This window comes from Paenibacillus silagei (genome assembly GCF_017874735.1).
GTDB lineage: Bacteria > Bacillota > Bacilli > Paenibacillales > Paenibacillaceae > Paenibacillus_AQ > Paenibacillus_AQ silagei.
The window spans coordinates 382818-400702 of record NZ_JAGGLV010000001.1 but is presented as its reverse complement, the minus strand read 5'-3'; the positions used below and the strand labels follow the sequence as shown (position 1 = coordinate 400702).

The following is a 17885-nucleotide window of genomic DNA, read 5'->3' as shown; positions in this document are numbered from 1 at the left end:
CAGCCATGGACACGCAGCAATACGCACAGGAAATTGTGAAGGAGCTGGAGGGCTCTGTCTCCGGGCTGAATGCCGGAGAAGGTGAGGCGCTGACGGAGGAGCTGCTGCGCGCAGGGCAGATCTTCGTGGCCGGTGCCGGTCGTTCCGGCCTGATGGGCCGGGCCTTCGCCATGCGGCTGATGCAGGCCGGGCGGACAGCTTATGTGGTCGGAGAGACAGTAACGCCGGGCATTGGCCCCGGCGATGTGCTTGTACTGGGTTCCGGCTCAGGCGAGACGAAGGGACTGGTCTCCATGGCTGAGAAAGCCAAGGCAATCGGAGCAGCTGTAGTCCTCGTAACCATTCAGCCGGATTCGACGATCGGACGTCTCGCAGATTATACAGTCAAGCTGCCTGGCGCTCCCAAGGAACGGCCGGACGGCGGCTATACTACGCTGCAGCCGATGGCCTCCTTGTTTGAACAGACGCTGCTTGTATTCTATGATGCAGTTATTCTGCGGATCATGGAGCAGACGGGGCAGACCTCCGGCCGGATGTTCGGCAAGCATGCCAATTTGGAATAGCATACGATTTGGAATAGAATAGAGCTTGGAATACAATAAAGCTATCACACGGATGCTTTCCTTGACGGGAGGGCATCCTTTGCTGCTTATGTGCGGTGGGCGATGGATTTGTATTATGATGATAGCCGGAAGGGGGCTAAATATTGGCGACTGAAATTAAAGACCGTATCAACCTGAAGGAGATCAACTGCGAGAAGGAGCTTACGCTCGCTGTGATCGGCGGCAAGTGGAAGCTGATTATACTGTGGCACCTGGGTCTGGAAGGGACTAAGCGGTTCAGTGAACTCAAGAAGCTGATCCCCCATATCACCCAGAAAATGCTGACCAACCAGCTCCGCGAGCTGGAGGAGGATCAGCTGGTATTCAGGCAGGTATATGCGGAGGTTCCTCCGCGGGTAGAGTACTCCCTGACAGAGTATGGACATACTCTGATGCCGGTGCTGCGCATGATGTATGACTGGGGCAAGAATTACGGGGACAAGGTGATCTGGAAAGATGCACCTCACTGTGATAGGTAGCAACTGTAAACGAAGTCGTTCTATTTGTATTGTGCAAAATTAAGTTGTATACTAACATTTGTGAAGATTTAAATAAATGGAGGCTGATAGGTATGCTGAAGACAGAATATAGCCCGCTGCTGGAGACGTTCAAATTCAAGAACGGGATTGAACTGAAGAACCGTGTGGTCATGGCGCCGATGACTAATTTCTCCTCCAATGAGGATGGAACCGTCTCCCGGCCGGAGCTGGATTATTATATCCGCCGTTCGGGCGGGGCGGGGATGGTCATTACCGCGTGTGTCTATGTCTCACGCGGCGGGAAGGGCTTCCCGGGTGAATTCGGAGCTGATCATGACGGGCTGATTCCAAGCCTGCGTGAGCTGGCGGAGGCCATCAAGGGCGAAGGAGCGAAGGCCGTGCTCCAGATCTTCCATGGCGGACGCCAATGCCCGCCGGAGCAGCTGGTTGACGGACAGCCTGTCAGTGCAAGCGATGTGCCGGCCGAGCTGCCGGGCGGCGGACAGGGTGCGGTTCCGCGCCCGCTGACAGACGAAGAGATTACCGGAATTATCGCTGATTTCGGTGAAGCGACGCGCCGGGCGATCGAAGCCGGCTTCGATGGCGTCGAGATTCACGGTGCGAACGGATATCTGCTGCAGCAGTTCTTCTCGCCGCATTCCAACAGACGCGAAGACCGCTGGGGCGGGGATCTGCAGAAGCGTCTCGCCTTCCCGCTGGCCGTTCTGCGCAGTGTCAAGGCTGCGGTGAAGCAGCATGCAGAGGGTGCGTTCCTTGTAGGCTACCGCTTCTCGCCTGAAGAGCCGGAAACGCCGGGGATTACGATGGCTGACACGTTTGCCCTAATCGATGCGCTGACAGCGGAGGGGCTGGATTACCTGCACGCCTCCCTCATGGAGCTGTGGTCACTGCCACGCCGGGGAACGGAGGACAGCCGTCCGCGTATTGAGCAGATCGTAGACCGGGCGGGAGACAAAGCTCCGGTAATTGGCGTAGGCTCGCTCTACTCTGCCGCCGATGCCCTGAAGAGTCTGGACAGCGGCATCAGCCTGGTGGCGCTGGGCCGTCCGCTTCTGATTGAACCGGACTGGGTGCAGAAGCTGGCCGGGGGCCGGGCCGATGAGATTAAGACAGAGCTTGATCCGGCTGCCCAAGCAGAGCTTGTGATTCCGGACCCGCTCTGGAGAGCATTGATCCATACACCGGGCTGGCTGCCGGTTAAGCAATAAAGCGGCAGACGGATAACGGTCTGTGACCAAAGCAATATAAGAACCCCGTGCTCCCTGTTTCCAGGGCGGCACGGGGTTTTTGCTGTTTTTAATATAATCTTATTTACGCTTTATGTTCCGCCAGACGGGCAATCTCAACGATAACCTGTACAGCCTTCAGCATTACGTCTACAGAAGCGTATTCAAATTTGCCGTGGAAATTCTCGCCTCCGGTGAAAATATTCGGTGTGGGCAGCCCCATATAAGAGAGCTGTGAGCCGTCAGTCCCTCCGCGGATTGGACGGATAACCGGCGTGATTCCGAGGCCCTCCATCGCTTCCCGGGCGATATCGACGATATGCCGGACGGGCTCGATTTTCTCGCGCATATTATAGTATTGGTCATTCATCTCCAGGATGATGTTGTCCGCTCCGTATGTAGATTTGAATTCCTCCACAATTGCGGCGATATTCGATTTGCGGTTCTCGAACTGCCCGCGGTCAAAGTCGCGGATAATGTAATGCAGCTTGCTGTGCTCGGCACTGCCTTGCATGGAGATCAGGTGGTAGAACCCCTCGTAGCCGTCTGTGAATTCAGGGGCTTCACCGGCGGGCAGACGGAGATGGAAGGCCATGGCGATTTTGGACGAATGGATCATCTTGCCCTTGGCTGTACCGGGATGGACATTGACTCCGTGGAAGGTGATTTTGGCGGCTGCGGCATTGAAGCTCTCATATTCCAGCTCCCCAAGCGGGCCCCCGTCCACGGTGTAGGCATAGGAAGCACCGAAGGCGGCAACGTCGAACTTATGCGGGCCGCGTCCGATTTCTTCATCGGGGGTAAAAGCGACCCGGATCTTGCCATGCTTAATCTCCGGATGCGCCAGCAGATGGGCCATAGCCGTCATGATCTCAGCGATGCCTGCCTTGTTGTCTGCCCCCAGCAGGGTGGTGCCGTCGGTCGTAATCAGCGTATGCCCCTTGTAACCGCTCAGCTCCGGGAAGCTCTTCGTGGACATGATAACATTCTGGGCTTCATTCAGCACCAGATCCTGCCCGTCATAGTTCTCTACAATCTGCGGCTTCACATTCGTGCCGGTGAAATCCGTAGCGGTATCCAGATGGGCCAGGAAGCCAATCACCGGAACCTCTTTATCTGTGTTGGCGGGCAGCGAGGCCATGACATAGGCATGCTCGTCCACCGTAATCTCCGTCAGTCCCAGCTCCTGCAGCTCCTCTGCCAGCTTATGCGCCAGTACCATTTGGCCTGGAGTGGACGGGCAGCTCTCGCTGTCCTCGCTGGATTGGGTATCCATTTCAGCATACGATACAAAACGTCTAATTAATTCTTCCTTCAATGCGGGTCATCTCCTCTTCAGCTTCGTATGTCTATATTATCACGATCCGGCCCGGGTCTCATACTTTAGGCGGAGGGTGAGGAGTGAAAGGGGATGGAGGCTGGCTGGAGACTAGCTTGGCCGAGAGCAGGTAGCGCTCGGGCGCTGCGCCTACATAAGAGAATGGGTAACAGGTAATCAAGGTGAGTACGGGGTCTCTGCTGGGCTTAATCGCTCCCCGCGTATCTCCGTCAACAATCCGGCTCCCGGTGACTTCATAGGTAAAAGTGCCTTCCGCTGTAGCAAGCTCAAGCCGGTCTCCGGTCTCCAGCTCGCCGAGACTGCGGAAGACGGTATCACGGTGTCCGGCCAGCACGCTGTTGCCTGAGGCGCCCGGGGCGGCACTTGCCTCATCGTGTCCGGCGCCCCGCTTAAGCTCCGCCCGTCCGGTTCCCTCCAGAATGGCGACCCGCTTTTTAAGCTTCGGAAAATAGATCTCCCCGATTACCTCTCCTGCTATATAAGCAAGTTTGTCGCCTGTTGGTGATTCTGCGCTGCTGATCATACCTTCAGGAAGCGGCGTTTCTTCTTCGGAACTTACGGGAAGCTGGGCTTCCTCCCTCTTTTTGTCCCAGATACTCAGGGCTTCGCGGGCTTCGGCGGGCGCTTTGAGGATCTGGAAGGCGGAATATAGCATAACGCACAAGGAGAGCAGGAAGATCAGCTTGACGGCTAAAGTGAACCCGCTGCGTATCTTCATGCTCTCTCCTCCTTACATATACATAAAGTTACTTCTTCTGGCCCAGCCTGCGGAGTACAAGCACACTAATCATGGCGACAACCAGGCTGGCCGCAATCAGATTGTACCAAGGGCTGGCTGTGTCGGGCAGTCTGCCGTCTTCCTCCGGCCCGCCCAGCGGAAGCGCATCATCAGTGAGGTTGACCTCCTTCCCTGGTGAAGGGGCTGGTGTGCTGCCAAGTGCAGCGGCTCCGGAATCCGGAGTCGCGGACGGACGGTTGCCGCCGTCTTCCTCTCCCGCCCCTAGCGGAACAGGCTCCTCGCTTACGCTCACTCCATCCGGTGCTGCCGTAGCAGTTGCCGGTGCCTGTGATGGCGCTGCTGAACTGCCAGGCGATGCACTGCCGGCCGGTGAGGCTGTAGGGACTGTTGTTGCAGCAGGCGGCGTACTGCCAGGGCTGCTGGTGGACCCCGGCGTTGACGTAGGCATAGGCGTTACTGCAGCCGTTGGCGTATCTGTGGGTTGAGGTGTAGAAGTCGGCCCGGCTGTAGGCGCAGGCTCTGCTGTGGCAGTGAATTCAAAGGCGACACTTACCGTCTTCTCCTGGAACTCGTTGCCTGCCTCCGGCGGGAACAATACCTTCATTTCGATCGCTTCCTCTTCCCCTCCGGCGAGCGAGCCGATGGTCACTACCCCCGGGGCCTCGCTCATTACCCCTGAGTAGAGGATTACTCCCTCTTTTTGCAGGGTCATTTGCAGGATATTGTACAGATCTGCGTCCCCGGAGCGGAACTGAAAGGCTACTGCATAATCGAACGGATCATTTCCGTCATTGATAATCTTATAATCCGAAGCCATCGTATCTCCCGGCTGCATGTTGTTCATGGTTGCCGTACTGGTCGTATGTGAGTTGACAGTGAGCTTGATCGTATCCTCAGCGCTGACCCCTCCGGCATGCCAGATTACACCTGCCAGAACGGCCAAAATATACGCGCCAATTATAGATGTATGTCTCTTCTTCACTCTCCCCGCCCCTTCCTGTGCAGACCTTCGGCAGCCACCAGCCACAATCCGCCCCGGTTCGCCCTTCTAAATCATAGTTTGTCGAATAAAGTAGTTTCTTGAAGAACTACTACTAATTAAAGCGATGATATAAATCAGAATGAGTGCGAACGGATCTGGATGTGCCTGACGTGCGTGAATGAGGCGGAATGGTAAAAATACACTGCCGTTCGTTATAACGAATATTAATTACAGTATAATCTCAAATGGGCATAAAGAAAAACCGAAAAAGATACTTTAAGTGAATGAATTGGGGCGTTTATTATAACATAACGGCATTTATTTAATTTTTACTGCTGTTAACTCATTATTTCTCTATATATTAGTTGATTTTGTATTTTATAAAGAACAATTTGATCTGGAAAGGCTCGGCTCCATCATTTCTACACCGAACACATTTGTCTTTTGCTGCAAGACTAAAATAGCCCATTCAGCTACCTCAATGGAGTTCTCCATAGGTAGTTAAATGGGCTGAATATATAGACTGGGCAGTAATCAGACTAGTACAGTGTCAGGTTTAAAAGGGTGGATAAGCTTGTTAAACTCCACCCCGAAATCTAACGGACCGGAGAGACCTTATCCCCACGAAAACGCCACTTTTTGCAGCGTAACGGACTCAGGCGGCCTTATTGTCTCCCTAAGAGACGTTTTGGAGCCGAAGTGTAAAGGATAAGGCCCATGGAGTCCGTTACTCGCCCAGTTGGCGACTTTCTTCCCAAATAAGAGCACCTCAGTCCGTTACGCTAAGCCAAACGCCCCTGAAGAACAATCCCCGCTTGGAAAAGATGTAATTTGAAAGGTAATTGCTTCTGCTCCACTATTTTAAATCTGATGAGCTACTACGGCCTTATTACTTCTTCAACAGGTCGGCCACAAGCTCATACGAATGCAGGCGGGCAGAGTGATCATAGATCTGTGAAGCGATAATCCACTCATCGGCACCCGTCTCTTCGAGAATCTGGAGCAGCCGCTCTTCGATCAGGGCCTGGTCGCCCGCAATGGAGTATTGCTGTTTGCTCATAAGCAGTGCTTTCTCCTGGGAGGTCCAGATTCCGTCCAGACTGTCTACAGGCGGCTGGAGCTTGCCGGTGCGGCCACGAATAATGTTCAGGAATTGCTGCTGCTGGGAAGTGGCAAGTCTGCGCGCTTCCTCCACCGTATCCGCTGCCGTAATTCCCAGACCCACCATAACATAAGGCTTGTCGAGTACTGCTGATGGCTTGAAGCTGGTGCGGTACAGATGCAGGGCCGGCAGCAGATAATCCGGGGCAAAGTGGCTGGCAAAAGCAAAAGGCAGACCCAACTGGCCCGCAAGCTGAGCGCTGAAGCCGCTGGAGCCAAGCAGCCAGATCGGGATATTCAGTCCTTCACCGGGCACGGCGCGGACACCGGCCGGACGGGAGCCTGATCCTTCGGGGTCGAAATACGCCCGCAGCTCGCTAAGCTGCTCAGGGAATTCACTGCCATCGCTGCCGAGACTGCGGCGCAGTGCTCTGGCGGCTGCCTGGTCGGAGCCGGGGGCTCTGCCCAGACCCAGATCTATCCGTCCCGGATACAGAGACTCCAGCGTGCCGAATTGCTCAGCAATCACCAGCGGTGCGTGGTTGGAGAGCATGATGCCGCCTGAACCCACGCGGATGGTCTTAGTTCCGGCTGCGACATGTCCGATAACAACGGAGGTGGCGGAGCTGGCAATGCCGGTCATATTATGATGCTCTGCCAGCCAGTAACGGTTATACCCCCATTTCTCAGCATGACGAGCCAAATCAAGGGTGTTATGAAAAGAATCCGCCGCCGTTCCGCCCTCCCGGATAGGGGCTAAATCCAGTACGGAGAATGGTATGTCGTGCAATTGCTTCACATGAATCCCTCCTATAGTAGATGCATTCCGCATCAGTAGCATTATTTGCAGCCATGAATCAATATACCCGCCAATTATAACATGAAATAATATAATTTACACACTTTAAGTAAGCGGCATTACGGGGAGAGGGAGTGTGAAGGGAGAAAGGTCCAGTTACTGAAGGGATGAATTTGGAGTATTTGGACTGAATTTGGACGGTTACAACCGTACAGCAAGAGCTCAGTGGACAAAAATGTAAGCGCATAACAATTTGCTTGCCAATTTAAGGGAGCCTTGCTATAATCGCTTTGAAAAGCTTTTCTAACTTAAGCGGCTAGGCCAATCCTGATAAGGAGGGCACACGTTTCGGGCTAAAAGAATCAAGAAGGAAGTCAGACTATGAAGCCAACAATCAGAGATGTTGCCAAGATGGCCGGAGTATCCATCAGCACTGTGTCCCGTGTAATGAATGCCCCGGATACGGTCGTGGAGAGTAAGCGCAGCCGGGTCATTGAAGCGATAGAAGAGCTCAAGTATCAGCCTAATGCATTCGCACGGGGGTTAATTTACAGGAAGTCATTCACTCTTGGGCTACTCATTCCCGATATTGAGAACCTGTATTTCGCAGGGGTGATCCGGGGAATGCAGGATGCCTGCATTAAGCTCGGTTACAGTCTGATGATCTGCAATACAGACCGTGACAAGGAGCGGACATTGTCCTATATGGATACTTTTCATGAGAAGCAGGTGGATGGTGTTGTGTTCGCCAGTGATATTCTGCACCCTGAGTATTATGAGAAGCTTATAGGCTGCCGAATCCCATTCGTGCTGGTCTCTTCCCATTCCGATGAGTATGAGGTAGCGTCGGTCGAGGTGGATGATGAGCAGGCGGCGTATGATGCTGTGAAATTCCTGATTGAGTTGGGGCACCAAGAGATTGGGATGATCGGCTTCAATCATGATAATTCGGTGTCCGGACCACCGCGGATGGCGGGATTCGTGAGAGCCTTGAGCGAATCGGGGCTGGAGCGTAATATCGGGAAAATCAAGTACGCGAACCACCGCTTTGAACACGCCTATCAGGCAACGCACGAGCTGTTCACTGAATATCCGGAATTAACAGCTGTATTCTGTGTAGCGGATGAGTTCGCCATGGGAACGATCTCTTACTTAAAGGACCGCAATATTCTGGTTCCCGGGCAAGTGTCGGTCATCGGCTTCGACAATCTGCGGATGTCGGGGATGTTCATTCCGAAGCTGACAACAATCGCACAGCCTATCTATCAGCTGGGGTACCGGGCGGCCGAGAAGCTGCATGAATTGCTGACCACGGGCAAGGTGGCTGTCATGAAAGAGAAGATGGAGCATAAGCTAATCGTAAGAGAATCCTCGCGTGAGAAATGAGATGTAGTTCCTGCGGGCTGAAGCACGGCTGCCTGGGGATAGGGCAGCACGGTTTCTTTACACTCTTCTGAAAAGCTTTTCAGAGTGACGCGTTAGAGGAATGTGAGCTAATCGTTTCGGGAACCGTTTCAGGAACCGTACCCACTGAAGAAGGTACTAACTGACTAATGGAAGCGCATACATTATTGTGGGATATGGAGAATGTACGTTTGAATTAGCGGTGTTAATGGGTGTGGGCGCCTGTTGTCCGTGAATTAGGTTAAGGAGGTGGGTTACTGCTCTGCCGGAACGGATTCCGGTAATGAAGCTGGTTCAATGCAGTCTCTAAAAACAATTAAAGGGGATGTATGAAACAATGAAGAAAGCTCCAGCACGTAAACTGTCACTTGCGATGGTGCTGTGTCTATCCTTCACCATGATGCTTAGCGGCTGCGGCGGCAATAACAACGCTGCACCAACGCAGGCCCCGGCGGCTACAGAAGCGCCAACAGCAGCACCTTCGGCAGATAACAACGCAGCATCAACAGATAGTCCTGATCCCGCTGCGGCAGGCAGCCCGTTGGACTTGGCGATGAAGGGTGAATACAAAGGCACGAAGGTCACGATGTTCGGCCCGTTTGTCGATGCGGACCAGGTGAAGTTCGAGAGCAGCATTAAGGAATTTGAAGAGAAAACCGGCATTGATATTCAATACGAAGGCTCCAAGGAATTCGAAGCTACGATTAATATCCGGGTCGATGGCGGCAATGCGCCGGATATCGCGGACTTCCCGCAGCCGGGCCTGCTGGCCTCTATTGCCAAGACCGGCAAGGTCATTGATCTGACCGGGGTGCTGGATCAGGCGAAGCTGACGGCCAATTACAATAAGAGCTGGCTGGATATGTCCACCATGGACGGCAAGGATGGCAAGATTATGGCCGGGATCTGGAACCGCAGCAATGTGAAGAGCCTGGTCTGGTATCCGAAGAAGCAATTTGACGAAGCGGGATACACGGTTCCGCAGACTTGGGATGAAATGATGGCCCTGACGGAGCAAATCGCCAAAGACGGTGATCCTGCCTGGGCGATCGGCATCGAGAGCGGCGCGGCAACCGGCTGGGCGGCAACCGACTGGGTAGAGAACATCATGCTGCGGACCACGACGCCTGAGAATTACGACAAGTGGGTAAGCGGTGAGCTTCCGTTCACCTCGCCGGAAGTGAAGAACGCGGTGGAAGTGATGTCCAAGATCTGGATGAATAAGGATTATGTCTACGGCGGTGCTAAATCCATTGTCACTACTGCATTTGGCGATGCTCCGAAGCCGATGTTCGAGAATCCGCCCAAAGCCTGGTTCAACCTGATGGGGAACTTCATTACCAGCTTCTTCCCGGAAACGGCCAAGGTGGATACAGACTATGACTGGTTCTATCTTCCGCCGATTGATGAGCAGTACGGCAAGCCGGTCCTGGTGGCAGGCGACATCTACGCTATGTTCAATGACCGCCCTGAAGTACGCGCTGTAATGGAGTTCTTCACTACTGGCGAATCGATCAAAAGCTGGGTGCAATCCGGCGGTGTCATTGCCCCGATGAATGATGCTTCCCTGGATTGGTACCAGTCCGAATCCGACCGCCGGATGGCGAAGCTGGTGCAGGATGCTTCGACCCTGCGCTTCGATGGCTCGGACCTGATGCCAGGCAAGGTGGGTGCAGGTACCTTCTGGAAGGGCATGACTGACTATGTGAGCGGAACGGCTACGCTGGATCAGGCCCTGGAGCAGATTCAGTCAGGCTGGAAGAACTAAGAAGCAGGCAGCACGGGACTTAGACACCAAGAGGTTGAAGGGGCGGTCTTGAGCAATCAGGCCTGCCCCTCAGCTGGTGGTAACGGGTGCTTATGAAGAGGGCTCTGCTCTAACAGAGCCTATAGGAGGAACCGATATGGATGCACAAATAAGGCCGGAACCGGGTGCCGCCGGGGCGCAGGCCAATCAGAGAATCAGCGGCAGGGCAGTCCTGCTATCGCTGGGCGTCTTGCTTGCGAATATTGTGGTCAACGGGCTGATTTTCCTGTTTTTCCGCGATTCAACGCTTCAACCGCTGTTGACAGCGGTGCTCGCAGTGTTGTGGGGCGTGCTGGGCGTATATCTGATCTACTACACCTTGACCTGGGCCGTGGAGCAGTACCCGGACCATGTCCGCAGGAAGGTGCTGCCATATGTTTTTGTCGGACCGGCTGTCCTTATTCTCGGTTGGCTGCTGATTCTGCCTGCCCTGCGGACGCTGTACTTAAGCTTCTTCAACGCTTCCTCCGAGAAGTTCGTCGGACTCAGCAATTACGCCGCCATCTTCAGCGACCGTCTGATGGCTACGGCTCTGCGCAACAACCTGCTCTGGGTGTTCGTGGGCACGCTGGCCTGTGTCTGCTTCGGGCTGCTGATTGCCATTCTTGCCGACCGCAGCAGCTATGAGCGGATCGCCAAATCGATTATTTTCATGCCGATGGCCATTTCCTTTGTTGCCGCCGGGGTCATCTGGAAGTTCGTCTATTATTATCAGCCGGGCGATGAGCAGATTGGATTGCTGAATGCGATTGTCACTTATTTCGGCGGTGAACCGCAGGCGTGGACGAGTATGCTGCAGCCATGGAACAACTTCTTCCTTATTATCATTCTGATCTGGATGCAGACGGGGTTTGCGATGGTTATTTTCTCAGCGGCCATCAAAGGAGTGCCCGAGGATATTCTGGAGGCTGCACGGGTGGATGGCGCGGGTGAGGTGAAGATCTTTTTTGGCATCATGATTCCTTACATCTCTACGACGATTCTGACGGTGACCACCACGATTATTGTCTTTACGCTGAAAATATTTGACGTTGTCATGGTGATGACAGGCGGTCAATACGATACAGAGGTTGTAGCGACGCAGTTCTACCGACAATTCTTCATGTACCGCAACTTCGGCTACGGCTCTACGCTGGCTATCGTGCTCCTGATCGCGGTATTGCCTGTTATCCTTATTAATCTGCGGCAGTTTCGCAAGCAGGGGGGATTCTAATGGTGGGTACCAAGAAAAAAAAGGGCAGCAAAACGGCCGTCAATCTGATTCTGGGCGTCATCTGCTTCCTCTGGATTCTGCCGACCTTCGGACTCTTCGCCTCCTCCTTCCGTCCCGCAGCGGATATTCTGCAGACGGGCTGGTGGAAGGTGTTCCCCCATCAGGAATGGAAAGCGGGCGAGACGGTGCAGCTTCCCAAGGAGGTTGATCTGCGAGAGCCGATTGAGGTGAACGGCAAGACCTATACGGATGAACAGCTCAAGGCAGGGGTGAAGGCGGATGGCAGCCGCCTGATGTGGGAGAACCGCAGGGCACGCACGGTGAATATGCAAGAGCAGGGCTGGCAGGCGGTGCCTGACCTCACGCTCGACAACTATAAGAATGTGCTGTCCGGCAAGGAGTACACACTCAAGGAAGCGGACGGCAGTGAAACGGTGCAAAAGGGGAGCGGATTGTCGCAGGCGTTCTGGAATACACTGACGATTGCTGTTCCGGCGACGGTGATTCCGGTGCTGATCGCCTCTTTTGCCGCCTATGCCTTCGCCTGGTTACGGTTCCCCGGACGCAAGACGCTGTTCGTCATTATTATTGCGATGCTGGTCATTCCGATTCAGGTTGCGCTAATTCCGGTCCTCAAGGATTACACGGCGCTTGGGCTGAACGGCAGTTATCTTGGAATCTGGCTGGCACATACGGCCTTCGGGCTGCCGCTGGTTACGTACTTCATGTACAACTTCATCAGCCAGCTGCCGAAGGATCTGTTTGAATCGGCTTTTATTGACGGCGCCAGCCACTTTACTATTTTCAGCAGACTGATTCTGCCGCTCTCCGTGCCCGCGCTCGCTTCCATCGGGATCTTCCAGTTCCTCTGGGTATGGAATGATTATCTGGTGTCGCTGATCTTCATCGGGAACCAGCCGTCGGTGCAGGTCATGTCGATGAAGATCGCCGATCTGGTCGGCTCGCGCGGCAATGACTGGCATCTGCTGACCTCGGCAGCCTTTATCTCGATGCTGATGCCGCTGGCGATCTTCTTCCTGCTGCAAAAGTATTTCGTCCGGGGTCTGATGGGCGGCTCAGTCAAAGGCTGATCTGCGGCTGGGACAAGAGAAGCCGGCAATCGGGAGGAGAATACGAAGATGAGACCGGAGACAAATACGGAGATAAGTACGGAGATAAGTACGGAGATAAGTACGGAGATGAAAATAAAGATGAAGTCCTGTGAGAATCCTTCCACCTTATACCCTTACAGGGAGTGGAGTATTGAAGAGGAACACTACGAGGATGAATACAATCAGCGGAGCGAGAGTGTCTTTGCACTAGGCAACGGCTATATCGGTATGCGCGGGAATTTCGAGGAAGGCTATCATGGCAAGGCGGGGGCTTCGGTAGCCGGAAATTATCTGAACGGCTTCTTTGATTCTGAGCCGGTTGTCTATCCTGAGGGAGCCTTCGGGTACCCCTCCCGCAACCAGGCTATGCTGAATGTCAGCGATGCCCGTATCATCCGGCTCAGCATCGAAGGCCATGAGTTCCGGCTGGATCAGGGGAAGCTACACCGGTATAAGCGCCGGCTGGATATGCGCAGCGGTATGCTGCACCGGGAGCTGGAGTGGGAATCTCCCGCCGGGCACCGGGTACTGCTGGTGATCCGCCGGATGGTTGCCTTGACGCATAAGCATCTGGCCGCTATCGACTATGCGGTGACGGCGCTGAACTTCTCCGGGACACTGAAGTTCGATTCTGCGGTGGACGGCGAGATCCGGCGGCCGGAGGCGACGGATGATCCAAGGCTGGGAGCGGGCAGTGCGGTGCCCAGCCTGCTGCTGGAGGATACCGGTTATGACGAAGCCTCCGGGAACCTGTGGATGAAGCAGCGCACCCGCCACACGCGGTTTGCGCTGTTGACCGCTGTCAGCCATGCGCTGCAGGCGAAGTCCGGGCGGGAGATGAGCCACCAATTGATCGGGCAGCGCATCTCCGTCTGTTACGCCGCTGCTGTCCGCAGCGGAGAGACGGTGACGCTTACCAAATATATAACGTATCATACCTCCAGAGATTACGGGGAGGAGGAGCTGGCCGGCAGGAGTGCTGATGTCTTGGCGCTGGCCAAGGAGCTGGGCTTCGCCGGTCTGGCCGGGGAGCAGCAGGCGTATCTGGACAGCTTCTGGGCACATGCGGATGTTGAGATTAGCGGTGATCTTGCACTCCAGCAGGGCATCCGCTTCAATGCTTATCAGCTGCTGCAATCCGTGGGCCGGGACGGAGCAACGAATATCGGAGCCAAGGGCCTGACCGGCGAAGGCTATGAGGGGCATTATTTCTGGGATACGGAGATGTACATGCTGCCGTTCTTCACCTTCACGCAGCCGGAGATCGCCCGTGCGCTGCTGGAATTCCGTTATGCTACGCTCGGCAAGGCCAGAGAGCGGGCAGCGGTCATGTCGCAGAAGGGGGCACTGTACCCGTGGCGGACCATTGACGGCGAGGAGAACTCCGCCTACTTCCCCGCAGGCACTGCACAGGCGCATATCAATGCGGACATTGCCTACGGCCTGAAGCAATATATCCAGGCCACAGGCGATATGGAATTTCTGGTTAGCCGGGGTGCGGAGATGCTGTTCGAGACCTCAAGGTTCTGGGCCGATCTGGGCCACTATAACCCCGCGCGCGGAGGGGCCTTCTGCATCGATGCAGTAACAGGGCCGGATGAATACACGGCGATTGTCAATAACAATGCTTACACCAACCTCATGGTGCAGGATCAGCTCCAGTATGCCTATGAGACAGTTCTGCTGCTTCAGCGGGACTATCCCGCGGATTACGAACGGCTGCGGCAGGCGATCAGGTTAACTCCCGAAGAGGCAGAGGGCTGGAGAGAGGCCGCAGCACGGATGTTTATTCCTTTTGACGAGCAGCTCGGGATCTATGCCCAGGATGATACCTTTCTGAGTAAGCAAAAATGGGATTTCGAGCATACGCCTGCGGATAAGTATCCGCTGCTGCTTCACTACCACCCGCTGGTGATCTACCGGCATCAGGTGCTGAAGCAAGCCGATCTGGTAATGGCTCTGTTTCTGCTCGGAAACAAGTTCAGCCTGGCGGATAAGCTGCGCAACTACCATTATTATGAGCCGCTGACGACGCATGACTCCTCGCTGTCTCCTTGCATCCACAGTATTATGTCTGCGGAGATCGGCGATCTGGCCGGGGCATACCGTTATTTCAGCCGCACAGTACGGATGGATCTGGACGATATCAACCACAATGCCAAGGACGGGCTGCATATGGCAGCGATGGCCGGGTCCTGGATGTCGATGGTGAACGGCTTCAGCGGCATGCGGCTGTCTCAGGGAGAACTGGGTTTTGCCCCTGTCCTGCCGGAGCAGTGGGAGAGCTACCGCTTCAAGGTTACAGTGGGCGGTCAGCTGCTGGAAATCTCCGTTGAACGTGAGGCGGTAGTGTATACGCTGCTGGAGGGGACGGCGCTTGAGATCAGGCATAAGAAGCAGGCGCTGCAGCTGCTTCCGCAGGAGCCGGTGAGGCTGTCGCTGGCGCAGCGGCTGGAGGCTGTAATCTTCGATCTCGACGGCGTGATTACGGATTCCGCCGAAGCTCATTATCTTGCCTGGCAGGCCCTCGCGGATGAGCTGGGTATCCCCTTCAGCCGGGAAAAGAATGAACGGCTGAAGGGCGTCAGCCGGGTGGAGTCGCTGGAGATCGTGCTGGAGGGCAGCGCCCTTGCGAAGCTGCCTGAAGCCGGGAAGCTCCGGCTGGCGGAGCAGAAGAACGATCATTACCGGCAGATGATCGGCCGTATCACCCCGGCGGACCTCCTGCCGGGGATCCGGGAGCTGCTCGATTCCCTGCGCGAGCGGGGAATCTCCGTGGGGCTGGCCTCGGCCAGCCTGAATGCGCCGCTCATTCTGGAGCGCCTCGGCGCAGCCCGGTGGTTCCAGGCCGTTGCCGACCCGGCTGCGCTCCGGAAGGGCAAGCCCGATCCGGAGATCTTCCTGCAGGCGGCAGAGCGGCTGGGTGTTCCGCCGGGCAACTGCATCGGCGTGGAGGATGCAGCCGCAGGCGTGGACGCGATCCGGGCGGCGGGCATGAAGGCTGTAGGTATTGGGTCGGCCGAGCAGCTTGGCGCGGCCGACCTGGTGCTGCCCACTACGGCGGAGCTGGACGCCGGGAAGCTGCTTAAGCTGTTCGCGCGTTAGCCGCTGGCGGAGGGGGCATCGGGCAGCGAGTTTGTTGTCCGTATAGTAAGGGAGCAGGCGCGTGGCTAGATGTATGCCGAAAACCGAACACATTGTGCTGCGAGAAGGCACGCGGCCGCAATGTATGCGGAAAACCGAATACAATGTGCTAGTGCGAGGGCTAGTGGGCCGAATGTATGCGGAAAACCGAATACAAATTGCGGCGAGAGGGCACATTGGCTCAATGTATGCGAAAAACTGAATACAATATGCTGGCGAGAAATAGAACGTTATTTACTCAAAAGTTGCTGTCTTCATAATTACACACCATTTACTATGAGATTTTTAAAAAGCCTCTGCAGGTATGCAGAGGCTTTTTGGCTAGCAGGGCATGAGCTCTAAAGAAGTGAATACATTCATAAATGCGGCGATGGTTGGAGTTTAGTTCGAAGCGAACTTTCGTTGATAGATGTATTCTGTACAATTAAAAACCGTAAAATGGCAGGATTTCCTCTTCTAAGTGTAGTCTGTACAACTAAATTTGCCCAAATGGGTGATAACCAGCCACAGCTGGAATTTTAGTTGTACGAAATACAGCTAAGTGGATTTTCGGCGGCACATCGGATGATTTAGTTGTACGGAATACAGTTAAGTACCTCACCACTCGCGCCTTTATCGGGTACAGCCAGCAAACCCTCAGCCCCCACCTACTTTAAGTGGCAGCCTTTCCGGGTAGTAGCCCCCTCAGGTAGTGGCCCTGACAGGTAGTAGCCCTGACAGGTAGTAGCCCTCCCAGGTAGTAGCCCTCCCAGGTATCAACCCGCTCAAATAGCAGCCTCCTCAAATAGTAGCCCCCTCAGGTAGTGGTCCTTCAAGTAGCAGTCCCCTCAAGTAGTAGCCCCCTCCTCCAGCTCCACAGGCAGAATGTGCGCAGCGGCTACGCTGTGGCCCTGCACCTGCTGCAGGATCAGGTCCACGGCGAGCTTGCCGATCGCTTCCATTGGCTGGCGGATGGTGGTGATCGGCGGGTCGAGCAGGCTGCGGAGCATGATGCCGTCGTAGCCGACGATCTTCACATCCTCCGGGACGCGCCGTCCTCTGGTGCGGCAGGCCTTCAGGGCATAGGCGGCGATGATATCGCTGCCCGCAAAAATCCCGTCCACCTCAGGATGCTCCGCAAAGAGCTGCCCGAGCAGCTGCTCGTAAGCTTCGAAGTCGAAGCTGTTGTTGTCGGTATGGAGGGTGACATACTCCAGATTGTGCTGCTTCGCCATATCCTCGAAGGCCACACACCGCAGATGGGATAAGATATTCAGCTTGGGATGCCCGCCGATATGGGCGAGGTGCCGGCAGCCCTTTTGAATCAGAAGAGTGGTAGCCAGCTTGCCTCCCTCATAATTATCCGAGCAGACATAAGGGATATCCGGTGAGATCTGCCGGTCGAAGGTCACCAGCGGCAGATTCATCTGCCGATAGGCTTCCACCTCCAGTGTATGGCTGCCCATAATAATGCCGTCTACCCGGCTCGCGCGCAGCATGTGGATGTATTCCTGTTCCTTCTGCTTGTCCTGCCACGAATTGCAGAGCAGCAGCTTATAGCCTTCCCGGTAGGCATGTTCTTCAATATGACTGGTCAATTCGCCGAAAAAAGGCAAAGACACATGCGGAATAATCAGTCCGATGATGTTGGATTTCGAGCGGCTAAGGGAGCGGGCCAGTTCGTTCGGCCGGTAATTCAGCTCCTCCATCGCCTGGTGAACCTTGTGCTTCAATTCCTCGCTTAAGTAACCCCTGTTATTCAGTACCCGGGATACGGTGGTTGCCGATACGCCAGCCTTTAGCGCAACGTCTTTAATGGTCGGCATGGCCTGGCCTCCTGTCTGAGCAGTCAACTGCAGATTCATTCTAACGTGAGCGGTCGGCTCTGTCCAATATCGACGCCTGCTGTCGCTTTTTGTTGTTTCTAAAAACACCTTT

General features: G+C 55.0%; 13 protein-coding genes. 8 read left to right on the top strand and 5 right to left on the bottom strand.

The window, feature by feature from the left end; translation table 11 throughout:
• Positions 1-5: 5 nt before the first annotated feature.
• The 3 genes from hxlB to J2Z70_RS01590 all read left to right on the top strand — a co-directional run bounded on the left by hxlB (position 6) and on the right by J2Z70_RS01590 (position 2310).
• Entirely contained in the window at positions 6-563 is a 558-nt protein-coding gene (hxlB, locus tag J2Z70_RS01600; protein WP_209868679.1) for a 6-phospho-3-hexuloisomerase, read from the top strand.
• 143 nt (positions 564-706) lie between these two features.
• Positions 707-1081 (top strand): winged helix-turn-helix transcriptional regulator, encoded by a 375-nt coding sequence (locus J2Z70_RS01595; RefSeq protein ID WP_036728101.1) that lies wholly within the window; start codon positions 707-709, stop codon positions 1079-1081.
• Between the two features lie 95 nt (positions 1082-1176).
• Positions 1177-2310, top strand: a complete 1134-nt coding sequence (locus tag J2Z70_RS01590; RefSeq protein ID WP_155991606.1) for an NADH-dependent flavin oxidoreductase — start codon at positions 1177-1179, stop codon at positions 2308-2310.
• A gap of 103 nt (positions 2311-2413) precedes the next feature.
• On the opposite strand, the gene pepT is transcribed toward J2Z70_RS01590, so the two are convergent.
• From pepT to J2Z70_RS01570, 4 genes are all read right to left on the bottom strand, one after another.
• On the bottom strand, positions 2414-3646 hold the full coding sequence (gene pepT / locus J2Z70_RS01585; protein ID WP_209868677.1) for a peptidase T: 1233 nt from the start codon (positions 3644-3646) through the stop codon (positions 2414-2416).
• Positions 3647-3704: 58 nt separating this feature from the next.
• Positions 3705-4385 (bottom strand): sortase, encoded by a 681-nt coding sequence (locus tag J2Z70_RS01580; RefSeq protein ID WP_209868676.1) that lies wholly within the window; start codon positions 4383-4385, stop codon positions 3705-3707.
• Between the two features lie 28 nt (positions 4386-4413).
• Entirely contained in the window at positions 4414-5388 is a 975-nt protein-coding gene (locus tag J2Z70_RS01575) for a hypothetical protein (RefSeq protein WP_209868674.1), read from the bottom strand.
• 889 nt (positions 5389-6277) lie between these two features.
• On the bottom strand, positions 6278-7321 hold the full coding sequence (locus J2Z70_RS01570; RefSeq protein ID WP_209868672.1) for an LLM class flavin-dependent oxidoreductase: 1044 nt from the start codon (positions 7319-7321) through the stop codon (positions 6278-6280).
• 348 nt (positions 7322-7669) lie between these two features.
• On the opposite strand from J2Z70_RS01570, the gene J2Z70_RS01565 reads away from it, so the two are divergent.
• The 5 genes from J2Z70_RS01565 to pgmB all read left to right on the top strand — a co-directional run bounded on the left by J2Z70_RS01565 (position 7670) and on the right by pgmB (position 15929).
• Positions 7670-8674, top strand: a complete 1005-nt coding sequence (locus J2Z70_RS01565; protein ID WP_209868671.1) for a LacI family DNA-binding transcriptional regulator — start codon at positions 7670-7672, stop codon at positions 8672-8674.
• A 355-nt stretch (positions 8675-9029) separates the two neighbouring features.
• Entirely contained in the window at positions 9030-10460 is a 1431-nt protein-coding gene (locus tag J2Z70_RS01560) for an ABC transporter substrate-binding protein (RefSeq protein WP_209868669.1), read from the top strand.
• Between the two features lie 136 nt (positions 10461-10596).
• On the top strand, positions 10597-11712 hold the full coding sequence (locus tag J2Z70_RS01555; protein WP_051478249.1) for a carbohydrate ABC transporter permease: 1116 nt from the start codon (positions 10597-10599) through the stop codon (positions 11710-11712).
• Positions 11712-12803, top strand: coding sequence for a carbohydrate ABC transporter permease (locus J2Z70_RS01550; RefSeq protein WP_076074751.1), 1092 nt, complete (start codon positions 11712-11714; stop codon positions 12801-12803). Before J2Z70_RS01555 ends, J2Z70_RS01550 begins: the two co-directional genes overlap by 1 nt.
• 108 nt (positions 12804-12911) lie before the next feature.
• Entirely contained in the window at positions 12912-15929 is a 3018-nt protein-coding gene (pgmB, locus tag J2Z70_RS01545; RefSeq protein WP_209868667.1) for a beta-phosphoglucomutase, read from the top strand.
• An 866-nt stretch (positions 15930-16795) separates the two neighbouring features.
• On the opposite strand, the gene J2Z70_RS01540 is transcribed toward pgmB, so the two are convergent.
• The gene (locus J2Z70_RS01540; protein ID WP_036728113.1) at positions 16796-17773 is read right to left on the bottom strand and encodes a LacI family DNA-binding transcriptional regulator; all 978 of its coding nucleotides are present in this window, start codon (positions 17771-17773) and stop codon (positions 16796-16798) included.
• Between the last annotated feature and the right edge of the window lie 112 nt (positions 17774-17885).